The organism is Lysinibacillus sp. NPDC097287, assembly GCF_044761695.1.
GTDB lineage: Bacteria > Bacillota > Bacilli > Bacillales_A > Planococcaceae > Lysinibacillus.
The window spans coordinates 229,060-249,040 of sequence record NZ_JBIWCX010000002.1 but is presented as its reverse complement, the minus strand read 5'-3'; the positions used below and the strand labels follow the sequence as shown (position 1 = coordinate 249,040).

Annotated in this window: 20 protein-coding genes; 6 read left to right on the top strand and 14 right to left on the bottom strand. The window is 37.9% G+C overall.

Annotation, left to right across the window (positions count from 1 at the left end; all coding sequences use genetic code 11):
• Positions 1-37: 37 nt before the first annotated feature.
• The 4 genes from ACIQ2D_RS04280 to ACIQ2D_RS04265 all read right to left on the bottom strand — a co-directional run bounded on the left by ACIQ2D_RS04280 (position 38) and on the right by ACIQ2D_RS04265 (position 3,332).
• Positions 38-1,279: an acyl-CoA dehydrogenase family protein gene (locus tag ACIQ2D_RS04280; protein WP_402859907.1), complete on the bottom strand. Its 1,242-nt coding sequence runs from the start codon at positions 1,277-1,279 to the stop codon at positions 38-40.
• 290 nt (positions 1,280-1,569) lie between these two features.
• Positions 1,570-1,956 (bottom strand): MaoC/PaaZ C-terminal domain-containing protein, encoded by a 387-nt coding sequence (locus ACIQ2D_RS04275; protein ID WP_402859904.1) that lies wholly within the window; start codon positions 1,954-1,956, stop codon positions 1,570-1,572.
• Between the two features lie 13 nt (positions 1,957-1,969).
• The gene (locus ACIQ2D_RS04270) at positions 1,970-2,383 is read right to left on the bottom strand and encodes an FAS1-like dehydratase domain-containing protein (protein ID WP_402859901.1); all 414 of its coding nucleotides are present in this window, start codon (positions 2,381-2,383) and stop codon (positions 1,970-1,972) included.
• A gap of 133 nt (positions 2,384-2,516) precedes the next feature.
• Positions 2,517-3,332 (bottom strand): SDR family NAD(P)-dependent oxidoreductase, encoded by an 816-nt coding sequence (locus ACIQ2D_RS04265; RefSeq protein WP_402859898.1) that lies wholly within the window; start codon positions 3,330-3,332, stop codon positions 2,517-2,519.
• Positions 3,333-3,627: 295 nt separating this feature from the next.
• On the opposite strand from ACIQ2D_RS04265, the gene ACIQ2D_RS04260 reads away from it, so the two are divergent.
• The gene (locus ACIQ2D_RS04260; protein WP_402859895.1) at positions 3,628-5,532 is read left to right on the top strand and encodes a helix-turn-helix domain-containing protein; all 1,905 of its coding nucleotides are present in this window, start codon (positions 3,628-3,630) and stop codon (positions 5,530-5,532) included.
• A gap of 288 nt (positions 5,533-5,820) precedes the next feature.
• Here ACIQ2D_RS04260 and ACIQ2D_RS04255 read toward each other — a convergent pair whose 3' ends face one another.
• The gene (locus ACIQ2D_RS04255; RefSeq protein WP_402859892.1) at positions 5,821-6,453 is read right to left on the bottom strand and encodes a LysE family transporter; all 633 of its coding nucleotides are present in this window, start codon (positions 6,451-6,453) and stop codon (positions 5,821-5,823) included.
• Between the two features lie 184 nt (positions 6,454-6,637).
• On the opposite strand from ACIQ2D_RS04255, the gene ACIQ2D_RS04250 reads away from it, so the two are divergent.
• Entirely contained in the window at positions 6,638-7,006 is a 369-nt protein-coding gene (locus ACIQ2D_RS04250) for a rhodanese-like domain-containing protein (RefSeq protein WP_402859889.1), read from the top strand.
• 42 nt (positions 7,007-7,048) lie between these two features.
• Here ACIQ2D_RS04250 and ACIQ2D_RS04245 read toward each other — a convergent pair whose 3' ends face one another.
• Together ACIQ2D_RS04245 and ACIQ2D_RS04240 are read right to left on the bottom strand one after the other, a co-directional pair.
• Positions 7,049-7,789, bottom strand: a complete 741-nt coding sequence (locus ACIQ2D_RS04245; protein WP_402859886.1) for a tetratricopeptide repeat protein — start codon at positions 7,787-7,789, stop codon at positions 7,049-7,051.
• Between the two features lie 65 nt (positions 7,790-7,854).
• Entirely contained in the window at positions 7,855-9,573 is a 1,719-nt protein-coding gene (locus ACIQ2D_RS04240; protein WP_402859883.1) for a methyl-accepting chemotaxis protein, read from the bottom strand.
• A 209-nt stretch (positions 9,574-9,782) separates the two neighbouring features.
• Here ACIQ2D_RS04240 and ACIQ2D_RS04235 point away from each other — a divergent pair, with 209 nt between their 5' ends.
• From ACIQ2D_RS04235 to nspC, 3 genes are all read left to right on the top strand, one after another.
• Positions 9,783-9,995, top strand: coding sequence for a hypothetical protein (locus tag ACIQ2D_RS04235; protein WP_402859880.1), 213 nt, complete (start codon positions 9,783-9,785; stop codon positions 9,993-9,995).
• Between the two features lie 498 nt (positions 9,996-10,493).
• Positions 10,494-11,723 carry a saccharopine dehydrogenase family protein gene (locus ACIQ2D_RS04230; RefSeq protein ID WP_402859877.1) on the top strand — a complete coding sequence of 410 codons (1,230 nt, stop codon included), beginning with the start codon at positions 10,494-10,496 and terminating at the stop codon, positions 11,721-11,723.
• Positions 11,720-12,859, top strand: coding sequence for a carboxynorspermidine decarboxylase (gene nspC / locus ACIQ2D_RS04225; protein WP_402859874.1), 1,140 nt, complete (start codon positions 11,720-11,722; stop codon positions 12,857-12,859). Before ACIQ2D_RS04230 ends, nspC begins: the two co-directional genes overlap by 4 nt.
• 55 nt (positions 12,860-12,914) lie before the next feature.
• Here nspC and ACIQ2D_RS04220 read toward each other — a convergent pair whose 3' ends face one another.
• The 5 genes from ACIQ2D_RS04220 to mce all read right to left on the bottom strand — a co-directional run bounded on the left by ACIQ2D_RS04220 (position 12,915) and on the right by mce (position 18,135).
• Positions 12,915-13,400, bottom strand: coding sequence for a chemotaxis protein CheW (locus ACIQ2D_RS04220; protein ID WP_402859871.1), 486 nt, complete (start codon positions 13,398-13,400; stop codon positions 12,915-12,917).
• A gap of 24 nt (positions 13,401-13,424) precedes the next feature.
• Positions 13,425-14,540: a M20/M25/M40 family metallo-hydrolase gene (locus ACIQ2D_RS04215; RefSeq protein WP_402859868.1), complete on the bottom strand. Its 1,116-nt coding sequence runs from the start codon at positions 14,538-14,540 to the stop codon at positions 13,425-13,427.
• Between the two features lie 513 nt (positions 14,541-15,053).
• The gene (locus ACIQ2D_RS04210; RefSeq protein WP_402859865.1) at positions 15,054-16,007 is read right to left on the bottom strand and encodes a hypothetical protein; all 954 of its coding nucleotides are present in this window, start codon (positions 16,005-16,007) and stop codon (positions 15,054-15,056) included.
• Between the two features lie 161 nt (positions 16,008-16,168).
• Positions 16,169-17,716, bottom strand: a complete 1,548-nt coding sequence (locus tag ACIQ2D_RS04205) for an acyl-CoA carboxylase subunit beta (protein WP_402859862.1) — start codon at positions 17,714-17,716, stop codon at positions 16,169-16,171.
• A 5-nt stretch (positions 17,717-17,721) separates the two neighbouring features.
• Positions 17,722-18,135, bottom strand: coding sequence for a methylmalonyl-CoA epimerase (gene mce / locus ACIQ2D_RS04200; protein WP_402859859.1), 414 nt, complete (start codon positions 18,133-18,135; stop codon positions 17,722-17,724).
• Between the two features lie 124 nt (positions 18,136-18,259).
• Between mce and prli42 the strand changes: the two genes are divergently transcribed.
• Entirely contained in the window at positions 18,260-18,355 is a 96-nt protein-coding gene (gene prli42 / locus ACIQ2D_RS04195; RefSeq protein WP_402859856.1) for a stressosome-associated protein Prli42, read from the top strand.
• Positions 18,356-18,375: 20 nt separating this feature from the next.
• On the opposite strand, the gene ACIQ2D_RS04190 is transcribed toward prli42, so the two are convergent.
• Together ACIQ2D_RS04190 and ACIQ2D_RS04185 are read right to left on the bottom strand one after the other, a co-directional pair.
• Complete coding sequence (locus tag ACIQ2D_RS04190; protein ID WP_402860624.1) at positions 18,376-19,353, bottom strand: aromatic acid exporter family protein; 978 nt, start codon at positions 19,351-19,353, stop codon at positions 18,376-18,378.
• A 159-nt stretch (positions 19,354-19,512) separates the two neighbouring features.
• Positions 19,513-19,953, bottom strand: coding sequence for a BrxA/BrxB family bacilliredoxin (locus ACIQ2D_RS04185; RefSeq protein ID WP_402859853.1), 441 nt, complete (start codon positions 19,951-19,953; stop codon positions 19,513-19,515).
• Positions 19,954-19,981 lie beyond the last annotated feature (28 nt).

Sequence of the window (19,981 nt, the reverse complement as noted above, 5' to 3'; positions counted from 1 at the left end):
CTATCGAGGCCTTTACGTAAACGCTTTCATAATGGTTTCATAAATCCATATCCCCTTGTAATAATCTCCTAGCAATTGTTCGTTTTTGGATTTCAGTCGTTCCATCTGGTACCCTTGTTACTCTTGCCCATCGCCAAGCCTTCTCTAACTTCAATTCATTGGTTAGTCCCATTCCTCCATGTATTTGCATACATTTATCTACTACTCGCTGCGACATTTCCGTACAAAAGGCCTTGATCATCGAAATTTCTTTTATAGGCAATTCAGATTGATGTTCTAACTTCCAAGCACAATTTAACAACATGTTTTTACCTGCATAGATATCTAATGCACATTCCGCTAACATCATTTGAATCGCTTGATGATTCCCGATTGTCGTACCAAAAGTTTTTCGCTCATTTGCGTAATTGACCGCAATTTTCAAAGCCCATTTCGCTACGCCAACACATTGCGAAGCCATTACGACTCTTCCAATATCCACGCCATGCAATGCTTTGCCAAACCCTTGATGTAAATCTCCAATTAAATATCTTTCATGCACTCTTGCATTTTCAAGAGAGACAATTGCTGTAGCAGATCCTAAATGACCTAATAGTTGAATAGTCGAAGTAGCTGTACAAGTCTTACCATCGATAGGGACTAAAAAACAGCTAATTCCTCCTTTTCGCTGATCAACTAACGCCTGATCTGTAATGGCAAATGTCATCATATATTTTGCATAATGAGCATTTGTAATCCATTGCTTCGTCCCATTAATCACCCAGTGTTCTCCATCCTTTTCAGCTTTCGTTCGCATATTCCATACATCTGATCCAGCATCTGGTTCACTCAATCCGAAGCATAAAACCGTTTCTCCACTCGATATTTCTGGGAGAACTTCCTCCATCACTTCTTTGTTCATCCCTAAAAGAACTGGTGTTAGTCCACCTGAAAAAAGACCTCTTGGAAAAATTTCTGTAGTAAAAAGATCTACACCATATTTTTTGGATATACCCTCAAAGATTACGGCTACGGAAACAGGTCCATATTCGTCTCCATTTCCTCCTAACCTTGGGTCTCCAAACATATTATAAAAACCTGCATCAGCTGATTTTACCCTAATCTGCTTCATTGCTTCCTGAATCTCTTTTACGTAGACACCATTTTCATCATAAAGATATCTTTCATCCTCAAGCTCTTTTTTAAATTTTTCTCTTAATGGCTCTACTTCAACATCGATAAACTTATCAAGTGCAGAAACAACTTCCTTGATTTCTTCAGAAATTCGAAAATCCACCACTTAATTCCCTCCTAATATCCAAATGTCGATATTTTCAATAATCAGAATATTATATTTAATATTAGTGTTTGAATGCTTGTTATTCTATAGCAAATCCAAACAAATAATCCTGATTCATTTGTAGGTAATATACAATTCTATTTTTCACTCATCGCTCTAAATTACTTTATTAACAGCAGGATTTTAACGTCCACAATGATACCACGTGGGTGGGTGGGTTGCTTTCTTCCATGCTGCCGACATTCTGAAGGTCGACACCGTTCATTCACAAGAGAGCATTTAGCGGCTTTCTACAGTTCCTTTTCCACTTCGAATTTCGCAATTATTTTTACATCACCATTTACATTAGTAGCTCGCGCAATGCAGAATAGTCTACCTGCTCTCTCTTCTATGATATGACCTGAAATGACTATTTTTTCTCCTGGCTTCGTCATACCTTTAAATCTTCCTGAAAACTTTTTTATTGCATAGTTCTCAAACCATTTCGGAATGGATTCTCCTATAAACCCCATTACTAGCATCCCATGTGCGATTACTCCACCTAAGCCAGCTTGAACAGCGAAAGGCTCAACTGTATGAATTGGATTAAAATCACCAGAAGCACCAGCGTACTTAACCAATTGTATATGCGTGATCTCTGGAAACTGAATCACTTCTAATTCTTTAGAATTCCCCATTTGGTTCCCTCCTTTAAAACTTCTCAATGATCGTTGTTTTTCCAATCGCAACTAACTCATCTTTTTGATTGATAAATTTTTTATTGATAACAATGATGTTCATAGAAGCCTTCTCATAGACGTCTTCGATCGCTATCGCTACAGTAATTTCATCTCCTACGGCGAATTCCTTAATATATTCATATTCCTGTTCTCCATGAAGTACTTTTTCTAAATTTAAATGAAGCTCCTTGGCAATCGAAAATGTGGATCCCCAAAATTCTATAACCGTCGGAAAAGTTATTGGGATATAATCACTGCCAAAATCTAAATTCGAGCTTGGGTTTAAAACAGCTACCAACTCATTTACTTTGGACCGTTCAATTGTATAATCAAATGTTTCAAACTCATGCCCAATAAACTTTTTCAAGTCCCTTTGCAAAAACAATCACACCTCTCATCAATAATTGAAAATGGAATAAGCGTATTTTTCTATCAGCATTTTGTTAAATTGCATGTAACAACAAGTAGACGCCCATAGCTACGCTGATTATTTTTCTCGACTTTCAACCAAATTAAGCTTACGTGTAAGAGCCGCCATTAATCTGTAGCACTTGTCCATTTACATAATTAGATAATGGTGATGCAAGATACAAAATGCCTTCTGCAGCTTCACGTGCCTGTCCTGTTCGCTTCTGCGGAATTTTGTCGATAAACAATTGGCGCACTTTTTCCGGAATCCCCATTTTTTCACCATCTACTTCTTCACTAAGTTCCTTTGTTTGAGTCATTCTCGTTTCAATAAATCCAAATGCAACAGCATTGGTATTAATATTAAATCTGCCCCATTCTTGTGCAACTACTTTTGTAAGTCCAACTACACCCGCTTTTGCTGATGCATAATTCGCCTGTCCAATATTTCCTCGCAGACCAGCAACTGAGGAAACATTAATGATTTTCCGATGATTCACTACACCTTGTGCTATTTCTTCTTTTCCGCACTCTCGCATATACGGAGCCGCTTCACGAATTAAACGGAATGGCGTCAACAAATGGATATTCATAACCTTTTGGAATTGATCATCTGTCATTTTATGAATGAGGGCATCCATTGTAAAACCTGCATTATTCACCAAAATATCCAGTTTTCCGTAATGAAAAATTGTTTCTGTGATCACTCTTTTTGGAAACTCCGCCAATGTGACATCACCGCAAACAATGATTGCTTCTCCACCATTATTCACTATTTCGTCCTGTACTTCCTTCGCTGGCCCTTCATCAATATCTGTAATCACTACTTTTGCCCCGTTTTCAGCAAATAATAATGCCGTTTCTCTCCCCACTCCTCTTCCTGAACCTGTCACAATCGCTACTTTATTCTCCAAAAATCTCATCATTTAATTTTCCCCTTTCTTTTAAATAAATTATTGTAAACTTACTGTCTATTTGAACAATTGATTATGCTCTCCTAGTTGAGGTACATGTTCATCTTTTTTCATAGCCAGATTCCCTTTACGATTGTTACTTTGTTTTCAAATTGCATAGGACCCTCAGGTTTTTGATGATTCTAAATTATTAAACTATTTAATTTATACTACCGTGAAATAAAAAGCACAACAATGTCAACAATGCACAACAATCTTCTATTTTGTTGTACAATATATACTAAATATTCTGAAAGCAGGTGAGTGAATGACTGTTTATTCATTGGAGGACAATGAGGTCAATGAGGTAATGCACCAAATTGCTAGGTTAATAGATAAAAATCGGTATGATGAAAGTGAATGGGAAGATGCAAGGAGGGCATTGAATAACAACCCTTCCTACAAATTAATGGAAAGACATATTAATGCAATTCAATTGCTCAAACAAAAAGAGAATCTTTTTAGATTTTCTACAAAAATATTAGAAATTCTTCATCAAATTAATTTGGAAATTGCATCTTTAGCTCCTATTACTGAGATTCTCAAACTCAGTGCCAATCGACTAAAAGGCGTATCAAAGGCCAAAGTTATTTTAATAGCCATGTTAGATAAGGATAAGAATGTTCTACGAATAGAAGCAGTTTCTGGTTCAAATGAAGAAGAACTATTACATTTTGAACAGTCCATAGATGACGGAATTGCAAAGCTTGCTACTAGTAGTCACCAACCTTTTATTGTTTCAGAAATAAAGAAGAGCAAGTTTGCAGCAGATCCACTTGTAAAATTATTAATCAAAACTGAAAATATCGCCTCCTTAGTAGCTTCTCCACTTATTGCACATCAAGAATTACAAGGTATAGTATTTGTAGCAACAAATACTATCATTGACTCTAAAAGTTTCTTGTTACAAATGTTAGAAAACTATTGTTATCAGACCGCCATCGCTATTTATAACAACAAGCTGTACTCTAATGAAATTAGAATTAGCACACTGCATTCCGAGCTTTTTGAAGCAGCACTAAACAAAGGTGGAAATGAAGGTATTATCCAAAAACTTGCTCATTTTATCAATGAACCAATTTTATTGCTCGATGAGTTCGGCAACTTGATTCACCAGGCACATCCATTAGATCATATTGATTCTGAATTTCGCTATGATCATTCCATAATATTCAAAGAAATATTGACCAAGAGTGAGCAAGTGCATTCATTTGAAATTTTCGTAGATGAAGCTTACTATTCTGTCTTTATGATTACATTCCACAATCGAACGGTCGCTTACTTAGTTCTTCCTAAGCAGTTGCATCGCTATGATCATTTAAGCATCGTCGCTATTGAACAAACAAAAAACGTCTTAGCTTTACAAATCAATCAAGAACGAACAAGCATCGAAGTGGAAAATCATTTACGTCATGATTACTTATATGATTTAATTTTTGGGCTTGAATCTGAAAAAAATCTAGTTCGCAGAGCGAGATATTTAAATATCTCTTTCGACAAAAAGCATAAAGTCATTGTTCTTTCCCCCAACAGTCATCCACAAATGAACGAACAAATCATTGACAATCAATTAGTACAAATGCTAGAAAAGTTTAGATATATTTTAGGTATCTCTATTTTACCCTTGAGTATGTCCCATGGTGAGAAGTTAATATTAATAGTTCCTGAAGATAAAGTAAAAAGCACTTCCAACTTTGTTTTGAAATATGCAAAAGAGAATTCTTCTTTCACTAATGCAACAATAGGCATCAGCAATACCGTAAAAATGCCAAAGGATTATATAAAAGGCTTTGAAGAAGCAAAAAAGGCTGCTGAATTTGCAAGCGCCTTTCAAAAGGACTCTCCCATCGTTCACTATGATGATTTAGGAATAGTAGGCGTATTGTTTAATACCGAAAATCCCGAAAGCATGAAAGTCTTCATGGAGAAATACCTTCAGCCAATCATTGATTATGACCAAAAAAACAAATCGGACTTAATCAGAACGTTACAAACCTATTTAGATAACGAATCCGTCATACAAATTTCTGCCGAACAATTACATGTACACTACAACACACTCAGATATCGCCTAAATCGTATAGAGGAAATTTTAAGTGTCGATTTATCTAATCCTAATAATCGACTGAACATCCAAATTGCATTAATCATCGCCCAATTGTTAAAAGTCTAAAAAGAAATGCTTGTTAATGAATTATTTTTTTACTCTAGTTAATTTCATAATTTGGAGTCTTTACGGCTCTAAGCTTAAAAAGACAAGAAAATAGAGCACTTCCCAAAATCCTGTATAATGTGAGTTACTACACACATTAACAACTTGGAGAAATGCTCTATTTCTATTATACAATTAGAAAGCCTGTTTGATATGCAAATTTATATGATTTAGAACCAAACCATCGTTCTCACTCTATTTTATCTGATTTATTTTCATAACTTTTAGTAAAACAAATCCTCGCACTTTTTAAATATATACTTGAATCGCTACTATGAATTCGTAAATGAAATAACCTGCAAAGCCCAGTAATAACACTCCTGCTGCAATCGTTAACCTTTTAATCATGGTGCGATTCATCGCTTTCCGTGTCACTGAAATAATCGCCAACAAGCCTACATCATGTAGTAAAATACCACTTAAAACACCTGCTGCTACGATAAGAAAATTTGTCGGTTCACCTTGATCATAGGACTTTGCAAGTACAACACCAAAAACGTTAACCCAAAAAACGAGATTTCCTGGTGAAACTGCAACAAGTAAACCATTCCTGTAAGAACTAAAAAAGGATTTCTTAACCTTTTCCCCTGACAATGTAATGCCCTGATCTGCATTTTTGATGGAGTCATAACCTAAAAACAGTAGAAACCCTGCTCCAATAAGCCACATCGGGATTTGAATAATTGGCATTGCTAAAAAGGAGGCAAGTCCCAGATACAAAGCAAGAATTAAAATTATATCGATTGTCATGCCACCTAGCCCTACTGCCCAGCCATGTATAAAGCCATTTTTCAAACCTTGCTTTGTCATTTCTACGGTGATAGCTCCAACTGGCATGGCGATTGCAAGCCCTACCATCACATACGCTAAATACAAACTCACAAAAAACACTTCTTTCATGCATTGAAATAAGCTTCATACGTCCGTTTATACTATAACTATAGCATAAACATACATTAAAATACATATAAATAAATAAATATACAAAAAGGAGGCATATTGACTTTTCCGATTTCCCAACGTACTATACCCTAGTACGTATTAAACAAATGTTGGGGGATATTCCATGCAAAAAATACTTCTATCGCTTGTAGCAATATTATTACTTGTTGGATGCTCTACTAGCCAAGAATCCTATGAAACGATTGATATTACTACTATTGAAAACAAAGTCACTGATGGCTGGCAAATTGTCGATGTTCGTGAAATAGAGGAATATAACGCAGGACATATTCCAGATGCACTAAACGTTCCACTCACTGCAATCTCAGAAGGTAACTACGGTTTACTTAAGCAAGACCAGAACTACATCATTATTTGTCAAAGTGGCAACCGCTCTCAAAAAGCAAGTGAACAACTTACCAAAGCAGGCTTCCAAGTACTCAACGTCAAACAAGGCATGAGCTCTTGGACTGGTGATATTATTAGTGAATAAAAAACGAAGCTTCTCCTATTTAATGAGAGAAGCTTCGTCTTTTTATAACATTTGTTTCTTCCACTGTACGAGGACATCTTTTGACTTCGACAGCTCCACTTTTAATGCGACTTGCTTGGCACTGCAACGTTTTTCCGCCTTATTCCAAGACTCTTCAAGTGCAGGTAAATAGCTTAAATTTTTCGTAGAAGCCACAAGTTGTAACAGAATATTCCCCTGCACGAAGTACCAGCGTGGGTTCATACCATCTAACTGAATTGCCTCTTCAATCAAACGAAGTGCTAAATATGGGCTTCCCTCTATCCGATTGATAAATTGTGCAAAAGCACCCCAGTATAGTGCTTTATTTGGCTGTAATTTAACTGCTTCTGCATACTGTGCTATCGCCTTATCATTTTCTTTTGCCAACCAAAAATACTCTGCCATCGTATAATAGGCATTTGCCTGTGCTTCCACCGGTCCTACCAATAATTCATCCACAACCTTGCCGAACAGCTCTGCATCCTGACTACCCAAATATGCAGCTAATACATCACGCTCTGGATACGATTCGTCCGCACGTTCAACACTTTGCTTTAGTTTATCCACAGTCGGTTTCGGCATATTGTCATAGCCATTTGCTTGTAACAATTCAACATGTTGCTGCACCACTTCAAATGACTCATCCGATGCAAACGATGGATCAGCAAGTAGCGCTTTTGCGACTTTATAACTTTCCTTTACTTGCCCACTTACAAATAATTCATTGATATTTTGCACTCGCTCGTCAAACTGTTTAATCACTATAAAATCCTCGCCTTCACTTTTAAAAAAGCCTTTCTACAAGTTTACCATCTTTAGCAAGAAAATTAGCTATTTTCTTTCAATTTAAAAGTTTTAACATATTTTTCAAGTTCATGTGCCATTTGTGTTGTTTCATTTGAGCTTTGTGCCACTTCATCAATGCTATCGGTAGTTTGCTGGGCAGCTACAGAAATGTTATTCATCGTTTTCTCTATTTCTTGAATGGTATCCGTTAATTGTTGAATCATTTGCACAACATAATTTGATTTTTCCGTTTCAGCCGTCATCAAATCGGAAATCACCGTAATTTCCTGCACTGTTTCTGCTACTGCCGTTGAAATATCACTAAGTGATTGCGCTGTTAAACGAACTGTCTCCGTGCCTTTTTCAATATATTGCGTATTGTTTGTTGTAGAAGAATTCACATGTTGTATATGTTCCATAATCTCTTGTACGACTTTGTCTACTTCTAATACTTCTCGATTAGATTGTTCCGCAAGCTTTCGTACTTCCTCAGCAACTACCGCAAAGCCTTTGCCTTGTTCACCAGCTCGAGCCGCCTCAATAGAAGCATTTAGTGCCAACAAGTTTGTTTGTGTAGCGATACCTGCAATAGTGGTAGTAATGTCATGAATTTTCGTTGTTGATGCGACTAAATTTTGAATTGTATGTCGTACTTCATCAGAACCACTTCGAATTAATTCCATATCATGATTAATATCCTTTGCACGACGCTCTCCCTCGGCTGCGATTTTCATTGTTTGATTTGAATTTACAACGGTATTATCTGCTTTTGCTTTCATACTTTGCATGTCTTCAGCCAGAGACTCTAGCACTTCTGTCGCGTTTACCGCATGATGCATGCCATCGGTTACAGCCGCTGTTACTTCTCCAATATTATTGGCCACACCTTGCACTGTATCCGTCATTTCACTAAGCGTATTAGTAGTTTGATTGGCATTACCTGTCAATTGATGGGAAGTAGAGCGCATTGTCAATAATATGTTTTGCAAATTAACGGTCATACGATTTAACGTGTTACCTAGATCACCCACTTCATCATGGCTCTTTACTTCCGATGCAGCCACAGCTAGATTGCCGTCTGCAATTTGTTTTGCCTGTTCAATAAGCTGGCTAATAGGTTTCACTTTTCGACGAATTAAGAACCCCGTTACAATCGAAGCTAAAAGCATAGGGAAAATACTAAGTAAAATGCCGTTACGCACGACATCCCACGTTCGTTCTTTAACAATGTTCGCATCGAAATCAATTACACTTATAGCAATAATTTCTTTGCTTGCATCATGATCTTTAAAGATTGGTGCATACCCCGATAATCGGTCCATTCCCCCAAACGTATAGGGCTCAGAATAGGTTGGATGTTTCTTTTCTAGTAACATTGTAATGGCTTCTTTATCTATCTGAAATGAATCACCTGATGCAAAGCCACTTGATGCAAGTTGATCATCAAGTGCCAGTAATGTTCCGTCAAGTTTTAAAATATACTGTGTTTGGAATATTTCCTTATGGTTGATTGTCCAATTAAGCTCACTGCTGATTTTGTCTATTGCTGCGCGATCTCCAGTAAGGGCTTTATCTATATCCGCAGGTTGAATTAAACCTGTTGTAATATTGGCACACCCATATGCCTCTACGCCTGCAGCATCATACAATTTATTATAGGCGGTTATGTATGTAGCGAACGAAGTAATGCCAAGCATAACAACAAGAATACCTGCAATAATTGTTCCGAGTTGAAACGTTAACGAATTTTTTAACTTCACAATTCATACGCTCCCCTTTCTTGTAAAAATCTATGTAACCTCATAATTTTCTACCATCATACTACAAAAAGATGTATTTAAAAAGAATCTTTTATTCTTTTTTGAATTTTAATGAAAATAAAACTTTCGGAATTATCTGAATTATGAGATAATGATAAGAAAATCAATTTTCTATTACTAAAATATTATTTTTAAGGGGGGTATTAATTATGAGCAAATTCACTAACTTTTTATCACTTGTCTTTGGTAATTTTTTAACTTTAGGGGCAATTTTTGTTTATGCTACTCAAAGTCAAACTGAAATCGAGCTTAGCACGTATGGATTAGTGATGGGGCTCTTTAGTACTCTCTTGATCACAGTTTTCTATGTTTGGAGCGATAAAAAAGGACCCATGACAAATCAATTTCAAAATAAAATATAACTAAGAGTAAATAGTCTAGATACCATTAATTAGGGTTGAAATTAACCGTCTTTTCATTAAAACAATGGTTTCAAAAATGTTTTGTATATGAATGATCCGTTTGCATGAGAAGTGATATGTTTGGCAAAGGTAGGATCAGTTTTTTTACTAATGGATTACTTTAGGATTGCATAATATTATCAGTATTCCATTTGTTTTATTAGTGATTTTACACATGTTTTTATCGACCATAATTTGTGGTAAATAACCAATAAAATTGTCTACTCAATTCCATGAAATTCCTATAATTATCCTATCCCCCTGTTATTAGATACAGTGGGGCTTCTTTTGTCACAAAACACTTCTTTTTCCTAATGATTCCTCTTAAAAAATGGATGTTTTTGTTGAAAAGTGGATTTTTTTGTAGAAAATTTCAAAACAATCATTGTGACTTGAGGCAATTTTCTGTATAATCAGCTTGTTTGAAAAATACATTTATATGAACCTGGGGGTAGACAATTGGGTAAAGCATTGATTATAGGAGCTGGCGGAGTTGCCAGCGTTGTGGTACACAAGTGTGTTCAAAATTCGGACGTATTTGAGGAAATCTGTATCGCAAGTAGAACTGTTTCAAAATGTGACGCTCTAAAAGAAAAACTAGACGGCGGGAAGACAAAGATTCACACCGCACAGGTAGATGCCGACAATACTGACGAGGTGATCGAGCTTATTAAGAGCTTCGGACCTGATGTTGTCATTAACGTAGCACTGCCTTATCAAGATTTAACGATTATGGATGCTTGCTTAGCTACAGGTGTGCACTATGTGGATACTGCAAACTACGAGCCACCTGAAACGGCAAAATTTGAATATAAATGGCAATGGGCTTATAAAGAAAAGTTTGAAAAAGCCGGTTTAACTGCCCTACTCGGTAGTGGCTTTGACCCTGGCGTAACAGGAGTTTTCACTGCTCATGCACAAAAACATGAATTCGATGAAATTCACTATATCGATATCGTCGATGCAAATGCTGGTGATCACGGCTATCACTTCGCAACAAACTTTAATCCAGAAATCAACATCCGCGAAATTACAGCGAATGGTCGTTATTGGAGAGAGGGCGAATGGATTGAAACAGCACCACTTGAGAAAAAAGAAGTGTATAACTTACCAGAAATCGGTCCAAAAGATATCTACCTTCTGTATCATGAAGAACTAGAGTCAATCTCTAAAAATATTAAAGGTTTAAAACAAATCCGCTTCTGGATGACATTCTCTGAGAAATATCTTACACACTTAAAAGTATTAGAGAATGTTGGCATGACATCTATTGAGCCTATCGAATATGAAGGCAAAATGATTCAGCCTATTCATTTCTTATCGAAAGTATTACCAGACCCTGCTTCACTTGGGCCACGTACAAAAGGTAAAACAAACATCGGCTGTATCGTTCGTGGACTCAAAGATGGTAAGGAAAAAACATACTACGTATATAACGTGTGTGATCATGAAGAATGTTATAACGAAGTTGGTTCACAAGCAATTTCATATACAACCGGGGTACCAGCTATGATCGGGGCAATGCTTGTGATGAACGGCACATGGCAAAAGCCTGGCGTTTACAACGTAGAAGAATTCGACCCAGATCCATTCATGGATGCGTTAAATAAATGGGGTCTCCCATGGCAAGAAAGTCATAACCCTGAACTACTAGATCTTGATGTAAAAGCTAAGGAACTAAGCAGATGAAATTCATTGACTTCACGAAAGTCCCATCCCCCGCCTATGTGGTGGATGAAAGACTATTAACGAGAAACCTAGAGCTGTTAAAATCAATTCAAGATCGTACTGGCTGCCGTATTTTGCTTGCACTCAAAGGATTTTCGATGCATTCGACATTCCCTTTAGTCGGTAAATACTTAACTGGCATTACGTCTAGCTCGCTATTTGAAGCGCGACTAGGCTATGAAAAAATGGGCAAAGAAGTCCATGTCTATGCACCGGCTTATGTAGAACATGAAATGGACGAACTACTAGGCTATGTCGATCATATCGTCTTTAACTCATTTAACCAGTGGGCACAGTACAAAGATAAAGTGAAGGCAGCTGGTAAAACAATTGAGTGCGGTATTCGCGTGAATCCTGAGTACTCAGAAATTGAAACAGCCCTTTACGACCCTTGCTTCACAAACTCACGCCTTGGCACAACGCTTGCAAACTTTAAGCATGACGAGCTAGATGGCATTGATGGTTTACACTTCCATACGATGTGTGAGCAAAACTCTGACACGCTTGAACGGACAATTGCTGTTGTTGAGGAAAAATTCGGCGAAGTCCTTCATCAAATGAAGTGGTTAAACTTCGGTGGTGGACACCATATTACACGTGAAGATTATGATGTAGAAAAGCTTGTTGGTATCATTAACTACATCCAGGAAAAATATGACCTACAGGTGTATTTAGAGCCAGGTGAAGCAGTGGCATTAAACACTGGCTATCTAGTTGCTACAGTACTAGATGTGCAAAAGAACGGTATGGACCTTGCTATTTTAGATACATCTGCAACATGCCATATGCCAGATGTACTTGAAATGCCCTACCGTCCTGTTATTATCGGTGCTGGACAACCGAATGAGCTAGCACACACATATCGTCTTGGGGGCCTTACATGCCTTGCAGGGGATGTTATCGGGGACTATTCATTTGAACAACCATTAAAAACAGGCGACAAACTTATTTTTACAGATATGGCTCATTACTCAATGGTGAAAAACCACATGTTTAATGGTGTGAATCTTCCTGCAATTGTTTCTTACAACGACGAAGAAGGCATCAAAGTCATTCGTGAATTTAAGTTTGAAGACTATAGTGGTAGACTTTCATAATTCATTTAAAAGTAATGACCAAAACTTACAATGATCATAAAAAAACGTAGAGCTCTTAAGCCTCTACGTTTTTTTCATTTTCTAGCATTTTGTGTAGGTAATTAATAATTTCACGAATACCCTCAAGTGAGTTCACCAATACTTTTGGATCTACGTACGTGATCATACGATTTTCTAGATTTGCAACAGCTGTGAAATAACGCGTCTTCGAATAATTCACAAGGCCCACCTGCTTTAAAACAGACTCGTCAAAATCAAGAATTTCTCTTGCGTCAGTTACTAGCAAGCCATAATTTACGACATCCGTATTTAATACAATGATTCGAGATGTCGGTGTCGTTGTAGAACGATTATACAAAATACGTTCAAAATCAAGTACTGGTATGAGTTCCCCACGAATTCTCGTAAAGCCTAATAAATAATTTGGCAAGTGCGGAATCGGTGTGACATGCTCTAACTTTTCAATCGATATCGCTTGCTCTACAGGCACTGCATATTCTTCAGTCCCACAAGCAAAAACAACTGTTTTTACACTTTCCATGCGGTCACTTCCTTCAATCTGATATTAATGCTTTGTAGATTCCTTCACGATTTCTACAAGTAAATCTGCTAATTTTTCGAGTTCTTCCACTGGCATTTTTTCGTTAGTTGTGTGAATATCTTCGTAACCTACAGAGAGGTTAACAGTTGGAATTCCGAAGCCTGCGATTACATTTGCATCAGAGCCGCCTCCTGAAATACCCAGCTGTGGTGTGCGGTCAATATTTCGTGCAGCTGCCATCGCTACTTGCACTACCTTATCTTGCTCTGTCACACGGAAGCCTGGGTACATTAACGTTACTTCCACCTCAGCACGCGCGCCAAATGATGCTGATACCTGCTCAAATGTATCCTGCATATGTTTTGTTTGGGCATCTAACTTTGCTTTGTCAATCGAACGTGCCTCTGCTAAAATCGTTACCTCATCGCAAACGATATTTGTAGCTTGACCGCCTTCGAAACGACCGATATTCGCAGTTGTTTCTTCATCTAATCTACCAAGCTTCATTTTTGCAATACATTTCGATGCAACAGTAATTGCCGATATACCTTTTTCTGGAGCAACACCAGCATGTGCCGTTTTACCGATAATTTTAGTGAAAATTTTGGCTTGATAAGGAGCTGCTGTCACGATTCCTCCAACTTTACCATCACTATCCACTGCAAAGCCATATTTTGCTTTAATTTTAGAAGCATCTAATTCCTTCGCGCCAACTAGTCCACTCTCTTCACCTGCTGTAATGATGAATTCAATATCACCATGTGTGATGTTTTGTTCTTTTAAGCGTTTCACCATTTCAAATAATGCCGCAAGACCCGCCTTATCATCAGCACCTAAAATCGTAGTGCCATCTGACACGATATAGCCGTCTTCACGGATCGATGGCTTAATGCCTTTACCCGGAACAACTGTATCCATATGAGAAGTGAAATAGATAGGCTCCACATCTAAAGTACCTTTTAAAGTAGCGATTATATTTCCTGCACCGTGGCCATTGCGTGTATGTGCATCATCTTGCTCTACTGCAAATCCAAGCGCTGTTAATTTATCAATTAATACTGGAGCAATCTCATGTTCATACTTTGTTTCTGAATCAATTTGTACGAGCTCAAAAAACTCTTCTACTAAACGACTTGTCATATTGTAGGACTCCCTTAGTTTACGTGTTTTTCCACGCTATAGTATCTCCTATATTTTATCATAACGGACGATCGGTTGAAATCAATTACGCGAGGCGTAATTGTTGCTGTAACTATCGCTTCGCTTTCGCACACAAAATATCTGTAACACCCCTCTTAGGCTTTATCATCATTCAGCCAAGGTCTGAACGCTCACTGAAAAAGTGCTAAAACCGCATTCATGGAGACGTCCAATAAGTTTCTTTTAGCAGAACAACTACCTTTCTATATGGTAAAAATCCGCTTCGCTTTCGTCGCAAAGTAAACTTTCCTATGGGAAAAGCTTGAGCGGAAGGCCCCGCACGTAGCGTAGCGAAGGAGGAGACTGAAGCCAAGCCCGTGGAAAGCGAGTGCCAGAGCGGAAAGCTCCTATACGTCAATAGAACGGAAATAATTGTTTTGAAATTTGCTCATTGTAAATTAGTAAAAGAAAAAATCTGTGAGAAAAACGTGTAAACGTTTCCCACAGATTCTATTAAAATTCTAATAACACAGTCTGCTCCTGCTTGAGTTCCACTAAGTATTCTTTTGCTTTATTTTGCTTTTCATGCAAACGCCTAAGGGTATTATGGACATCATCTTGCACACGTGATACTTGTTCTCTAGCAGTTGATATTTTAGAATGTACCGACCATGCAGAAAAAATGTCATCAAAAAAGTAGTCCGCAAATTTTACAAAACCATCCGTTTCCACATGTAATGATTCCGTAGACATATTTTGGACATCAAGTAGCTCATTTTGGAAGCGTTGCAAAGCTATTTGTGCATTGTGTAAATAGCTCTCTGATTTATCAAGTGAATCGTGTTTTAAATGTGTCGCCAGTAATCCACCACCAAAAAACGTATCCCACGTCGAATAACTACCTGCAGAATGTAGTGATGCTGCTGCTTTTCCAAGAGCTGATAAGGCAACTTCACCCGCTTCATCTGCTTCATTAATTTCTTTCATCAATTGCTTTGTCAGAATTTCCTCATCTACTAGGTGCTCAAGTTTATGTGCTTTTGCAGGATTATGTAGTTGTAGGTACTCTTTCTTTTTCGCCTTCAGGCGGGTTAACTCTTCTTTTAACTGGGAATGATTAATTGGTGTTAATTTTTGGGTTACTTGTTCAAGGTCTTTTAGTAAATCTTGATTTATCTTTTTTGCTTCATTAATTTTTAATTCGAGTACTGCCGCTTTATCTATTTTTTCAGCACGAAGTTCATCTTGTTGTCCCGTCCAAGTACGAATTAGATTCATAAATGAAAAGCCTTCTAACTTATCGAGTTTCTGGCGGATTTTATTGAGTACCGCTGTGTTATAAGCAATATCCTGCCTTGCATGCTCGATTTGCCCTTCAATCAGAGATTTTTGCTCACAGAACCTTTCATAATTTCGAATTTGGGTGTGAATTACTTCCTGTTCTTTTTGTAGTTGTCTCCATTCCATCCGATTCATCTCCCTTTTCAATATATACGTATGAACGGACAGAATGTTTCAATTTTCAGTCATTATTAAACAAATTTTACATACAAAATTACATTATTAAATTCATACTCTATTAAAAAACCCAGTAACCAAAAAGGTTACTGGGCTTGTCCATCCAAATCTTATAGCGGAATGTTTCCGTGTTTTTTCTCTGGACGTGATTCTTGTTTGTTTGAAAGCATGTCTAATGCTTGGATTAACTTGATACGAGTATCGCGTGGATCAATAACATCGTCTACCATCCCGCGAGATGCCGCAACGTATGGATTTGCGAATTTCTCTTTGTATTCTTCGATTTTTGCTGCACGCGTTGCTTCAGGATCTTCTGATTTCGCGATTTCACGTGCGAAGATGATGTTTGCTGCACCAGCTGCACCCATAACTGCGATTTCAGCATTTGGCCAAGCAAATACTAGGTCAGCGCCGATAGATTTAGAGTTTAGGGCTACATAAGCACCGCCGTATGCTTTACGAAGGATTACTGTAATTTTTGGTACAGTCGCCTCTGAGTATGCATAAAGGATTTTCGCGCCGTGACGGATGATACCACCGTGCTCTTGTTTAACGCCTGGGAAGAAACCAGAAACGTCTTCAAAAGTGATGATTGGCACATTGTACGCATCACAAGTACGGATGAAACGAGCTGCTTTATCTGAAGAGTCAATATCAAGACCACCAGCTAATACTTTTGGTTGGTTACATACAAGACCTACTGATTCACCAGCAATACGAGCAAAGCCAACTACTACATTTTTAGCAAATTCAGAGTGAACTTCCATGAACGAACCCTCGTCCACTACTTGTTCAACAACTTTACGTACATCATATGGACGAGTTGTTTCGATTGGCACAACATCCACGATTTCTGGACGGTAATCGTCACCCTCTGGCTTCGCTTGACGAGGTGCTTTTTCTTTATTGTTTTGTGGTAAGTAGCTAAGCAATTGTTTGATTTGATCAACCGCTGCTTCTTCAGAAGGAGCACGGAAGTGAGCATTACCACTAATTGCATTATTTACTTTAGATCCACCAAGGTCTTCAGCAGAGATTTTTTCACCTGTAACAGTTTCAATTACTTTAGGTCCAGTAATGAACATTTGAGATGTTTTATCCACCATTAGGATAAAGTCAGTAATCGCTGGTGAATAAACTGCACCACCCGCACAAGGTCCCATGATAACTGAGATTTGTGGAATTACACCAGAATAAATTGCGTTACGATAGAAAATGTGACCGTAACCATCAAGAGAAAGTACGCCTTCTTGGATACGCGCGCCGCCTGAATCGTTGATGCCGATAAATGGCGTACCATTTTTCGCTGCAAGATCCATTACTGTAGCCATTTTTTTCGCATGCATTTCACCAAGTGCACCGCCGAATACAGTGAAATCTTGAGAGAATAAGTATACTGGACGTCCGTTAATTTTACCGAAACCAGTTACAACACCATCACCAGGACCTTCTAATTTTTCCATACCAAAGTCTACTGTACGGTGTGTAATGAATGGGTTAATTTCGAAAAAAGTACCTTCATCTAGTAATAATTCAATACGCTCACGAGCTGTTAATTTCCCTTTTTCATGTTGCTTCTCGATGCGCTCATAGCCACCACCAAGTTCAATTACCGTCTTACGGTCATACAAGTCATTAATTTTGTCGAACATATCCATATTGATCACTTATCCCCTTTTCCACTTTTATCGCATAATTCATACAACACACCGAAAGATGATTTTGGATGCATGAAAGCAACCTCAGCACCACCTGCACCCGGCCCTGGTTCGTCTGACAAAAGACGTACGCCTTTTTCACGAAGCTCAATCATGCGCTCACGAATTCCTGTTACACCGAATGCTATGTGGTGAATGCCTTCTCCACGTTTTTCGATGAATCCGTGTATCGCACTTTTTTCACTCATTGGTTCTAGTAATTCAATTTTCACGTTCCCAGCGTCGATAAACGCAACACGAACCTGTTGAGATTCAACTTCTTCCACTTTAAGTAACTTTAATCCTAAAGTTTCTGTATAATATGTAATGCGTTCATCAAGATCGCGAACCGCAATCCCGATATGGTCTACTTTCTCCATGATGACATCTCCTTCTGTTATGGTACATATCTATTTTACAGACTTTTTCGACAAAACTCTACTACTTGAGAATTTTTTCAGATTTGCTAAACTATTTATAAGAAAAGAAGGAGCGAACGAGCATATGAGCAATAAAAAATTCCAAAAAGTCGTTGTATATACAATGATTATTATTATGGTATTATCATCATTAGCATTCGGTTTATCAATGCTAGTATAAGAAAAGGGGGCGCGTCCACATTACTGTGGACGCGTTTTTTCCACGTTTAACCCTTCAAAAGACAGCTTAATCTCTAAATAACGGTCCATTTCTTCAATAAACTGGTAGAGTGCTGCTTGAGCTAAAAATTCCTGATGATCTTTTGGAAGTGGTAACTTTTCAAATTCCACCTTCACAAGCTCTAATTTTTCCCTAAAATGACCCGCAATATCTCCTGGATGGATATGCTCTGCTATATCTTCCATAAAGTCTGCTACGAGCGCCGCCTCTTGTACTATAACAGGAAGCTCCGTCACTTTCGGTAATACACGTTCAATAATTTCAAGCTGTTTCTCACGCATATCGAAATAAACATATAAGTTATTTTCACGTCTCGTTAAATGATTTTCAACATCTTTATACGCTAGAGACTTGGCAATATTCAATGTTTCTATTGCCTCTATTATTTCTCGACCATCCCAAATCGTGTCGCCCTCTCTTAAGTAGACAGCAACTTCTTTGAAAATTACAGAGAATAATTCTTCCACTCTATTACGGTAATAGTCTAACTCTTTCCCTATGTCTTCCATATACATATTAATCACTAAGCCTGTAGTGAAACCAATAGCCATTAATGCGAGCTCATTATAAACTAGCCCCATTGAAAAGCTTTCAACTGTGTATACATGCAAAATAATAACTGCACTTGATACAAAGCCGTCAACCACTTTAAGCGATACGATGGTCGGGATATAGAGCAAGAGCATCACTGCTAATGCAAATGGATGATAACCAATTAGCTCAAAACATAAAAATGCATAAATCATGCCAATAATAGCTGATACAAGGCGTGTATAAGCGGATTCGAGAGATTTCTTTTTTGTTGGTTGTACACATAAAATTGTCAAAACGCCAGCTGAAGTATAAAATTCTAGGTTGAAATACTGTGCAATAGCTATCGCAATGGCCGTACCAATCGCCGTTTTAATTGTACGATAGCCGATTGAAAATTTTTTCAGGGTCGACTGCCTCCCATCTATGCAAGGTTTATAAGAAACTTACATCCATACAAGATTAGCTTACCCCTCAATCCTCCGACTTATAAATATGAGCCAATATTGCAAAAACTCTAAAGAGAATAAGGCTAAAGCGCCTTCAGCGCTTTAGCAAAATTTCACTTATAGCTCTTCGCAGTACTCTTCGAAGTTTGCTTGCAGATTTGTTACAACTGACATTGGATCATGACCTTCGATTTCATAACGACCGACTTCAGCAACTACTTGTCCATCTTTTAATAGAACAAATGATGGAGAAGATGGCAGGTGGTCTTCACCGAAGTGATAACGAGCTGCTGCTGTTGCTTCTTTATCTTGGCCTGCAAATACAGTCACAAGATGATCAGGACGTTTATCATAGTGTACACAATTTGCTGCAGCTGGACGTGCAATACCGCCTGCGCAACCACATACTGAGTTCACCATTACTAAAGTTGTTCCAGGGCGTGCGAAAGCCTCTTCTACAGCTTCCGGTGTACGAAGTTGTTCGTAACCAGCAGCCTCCATTTCTCCGCGCGCAGTTTTTAAAATTTCTTGCATAAATAAATCATAATCCATGTTCATAAGTGAAACGCTCCTTTCAAGTTTGAGC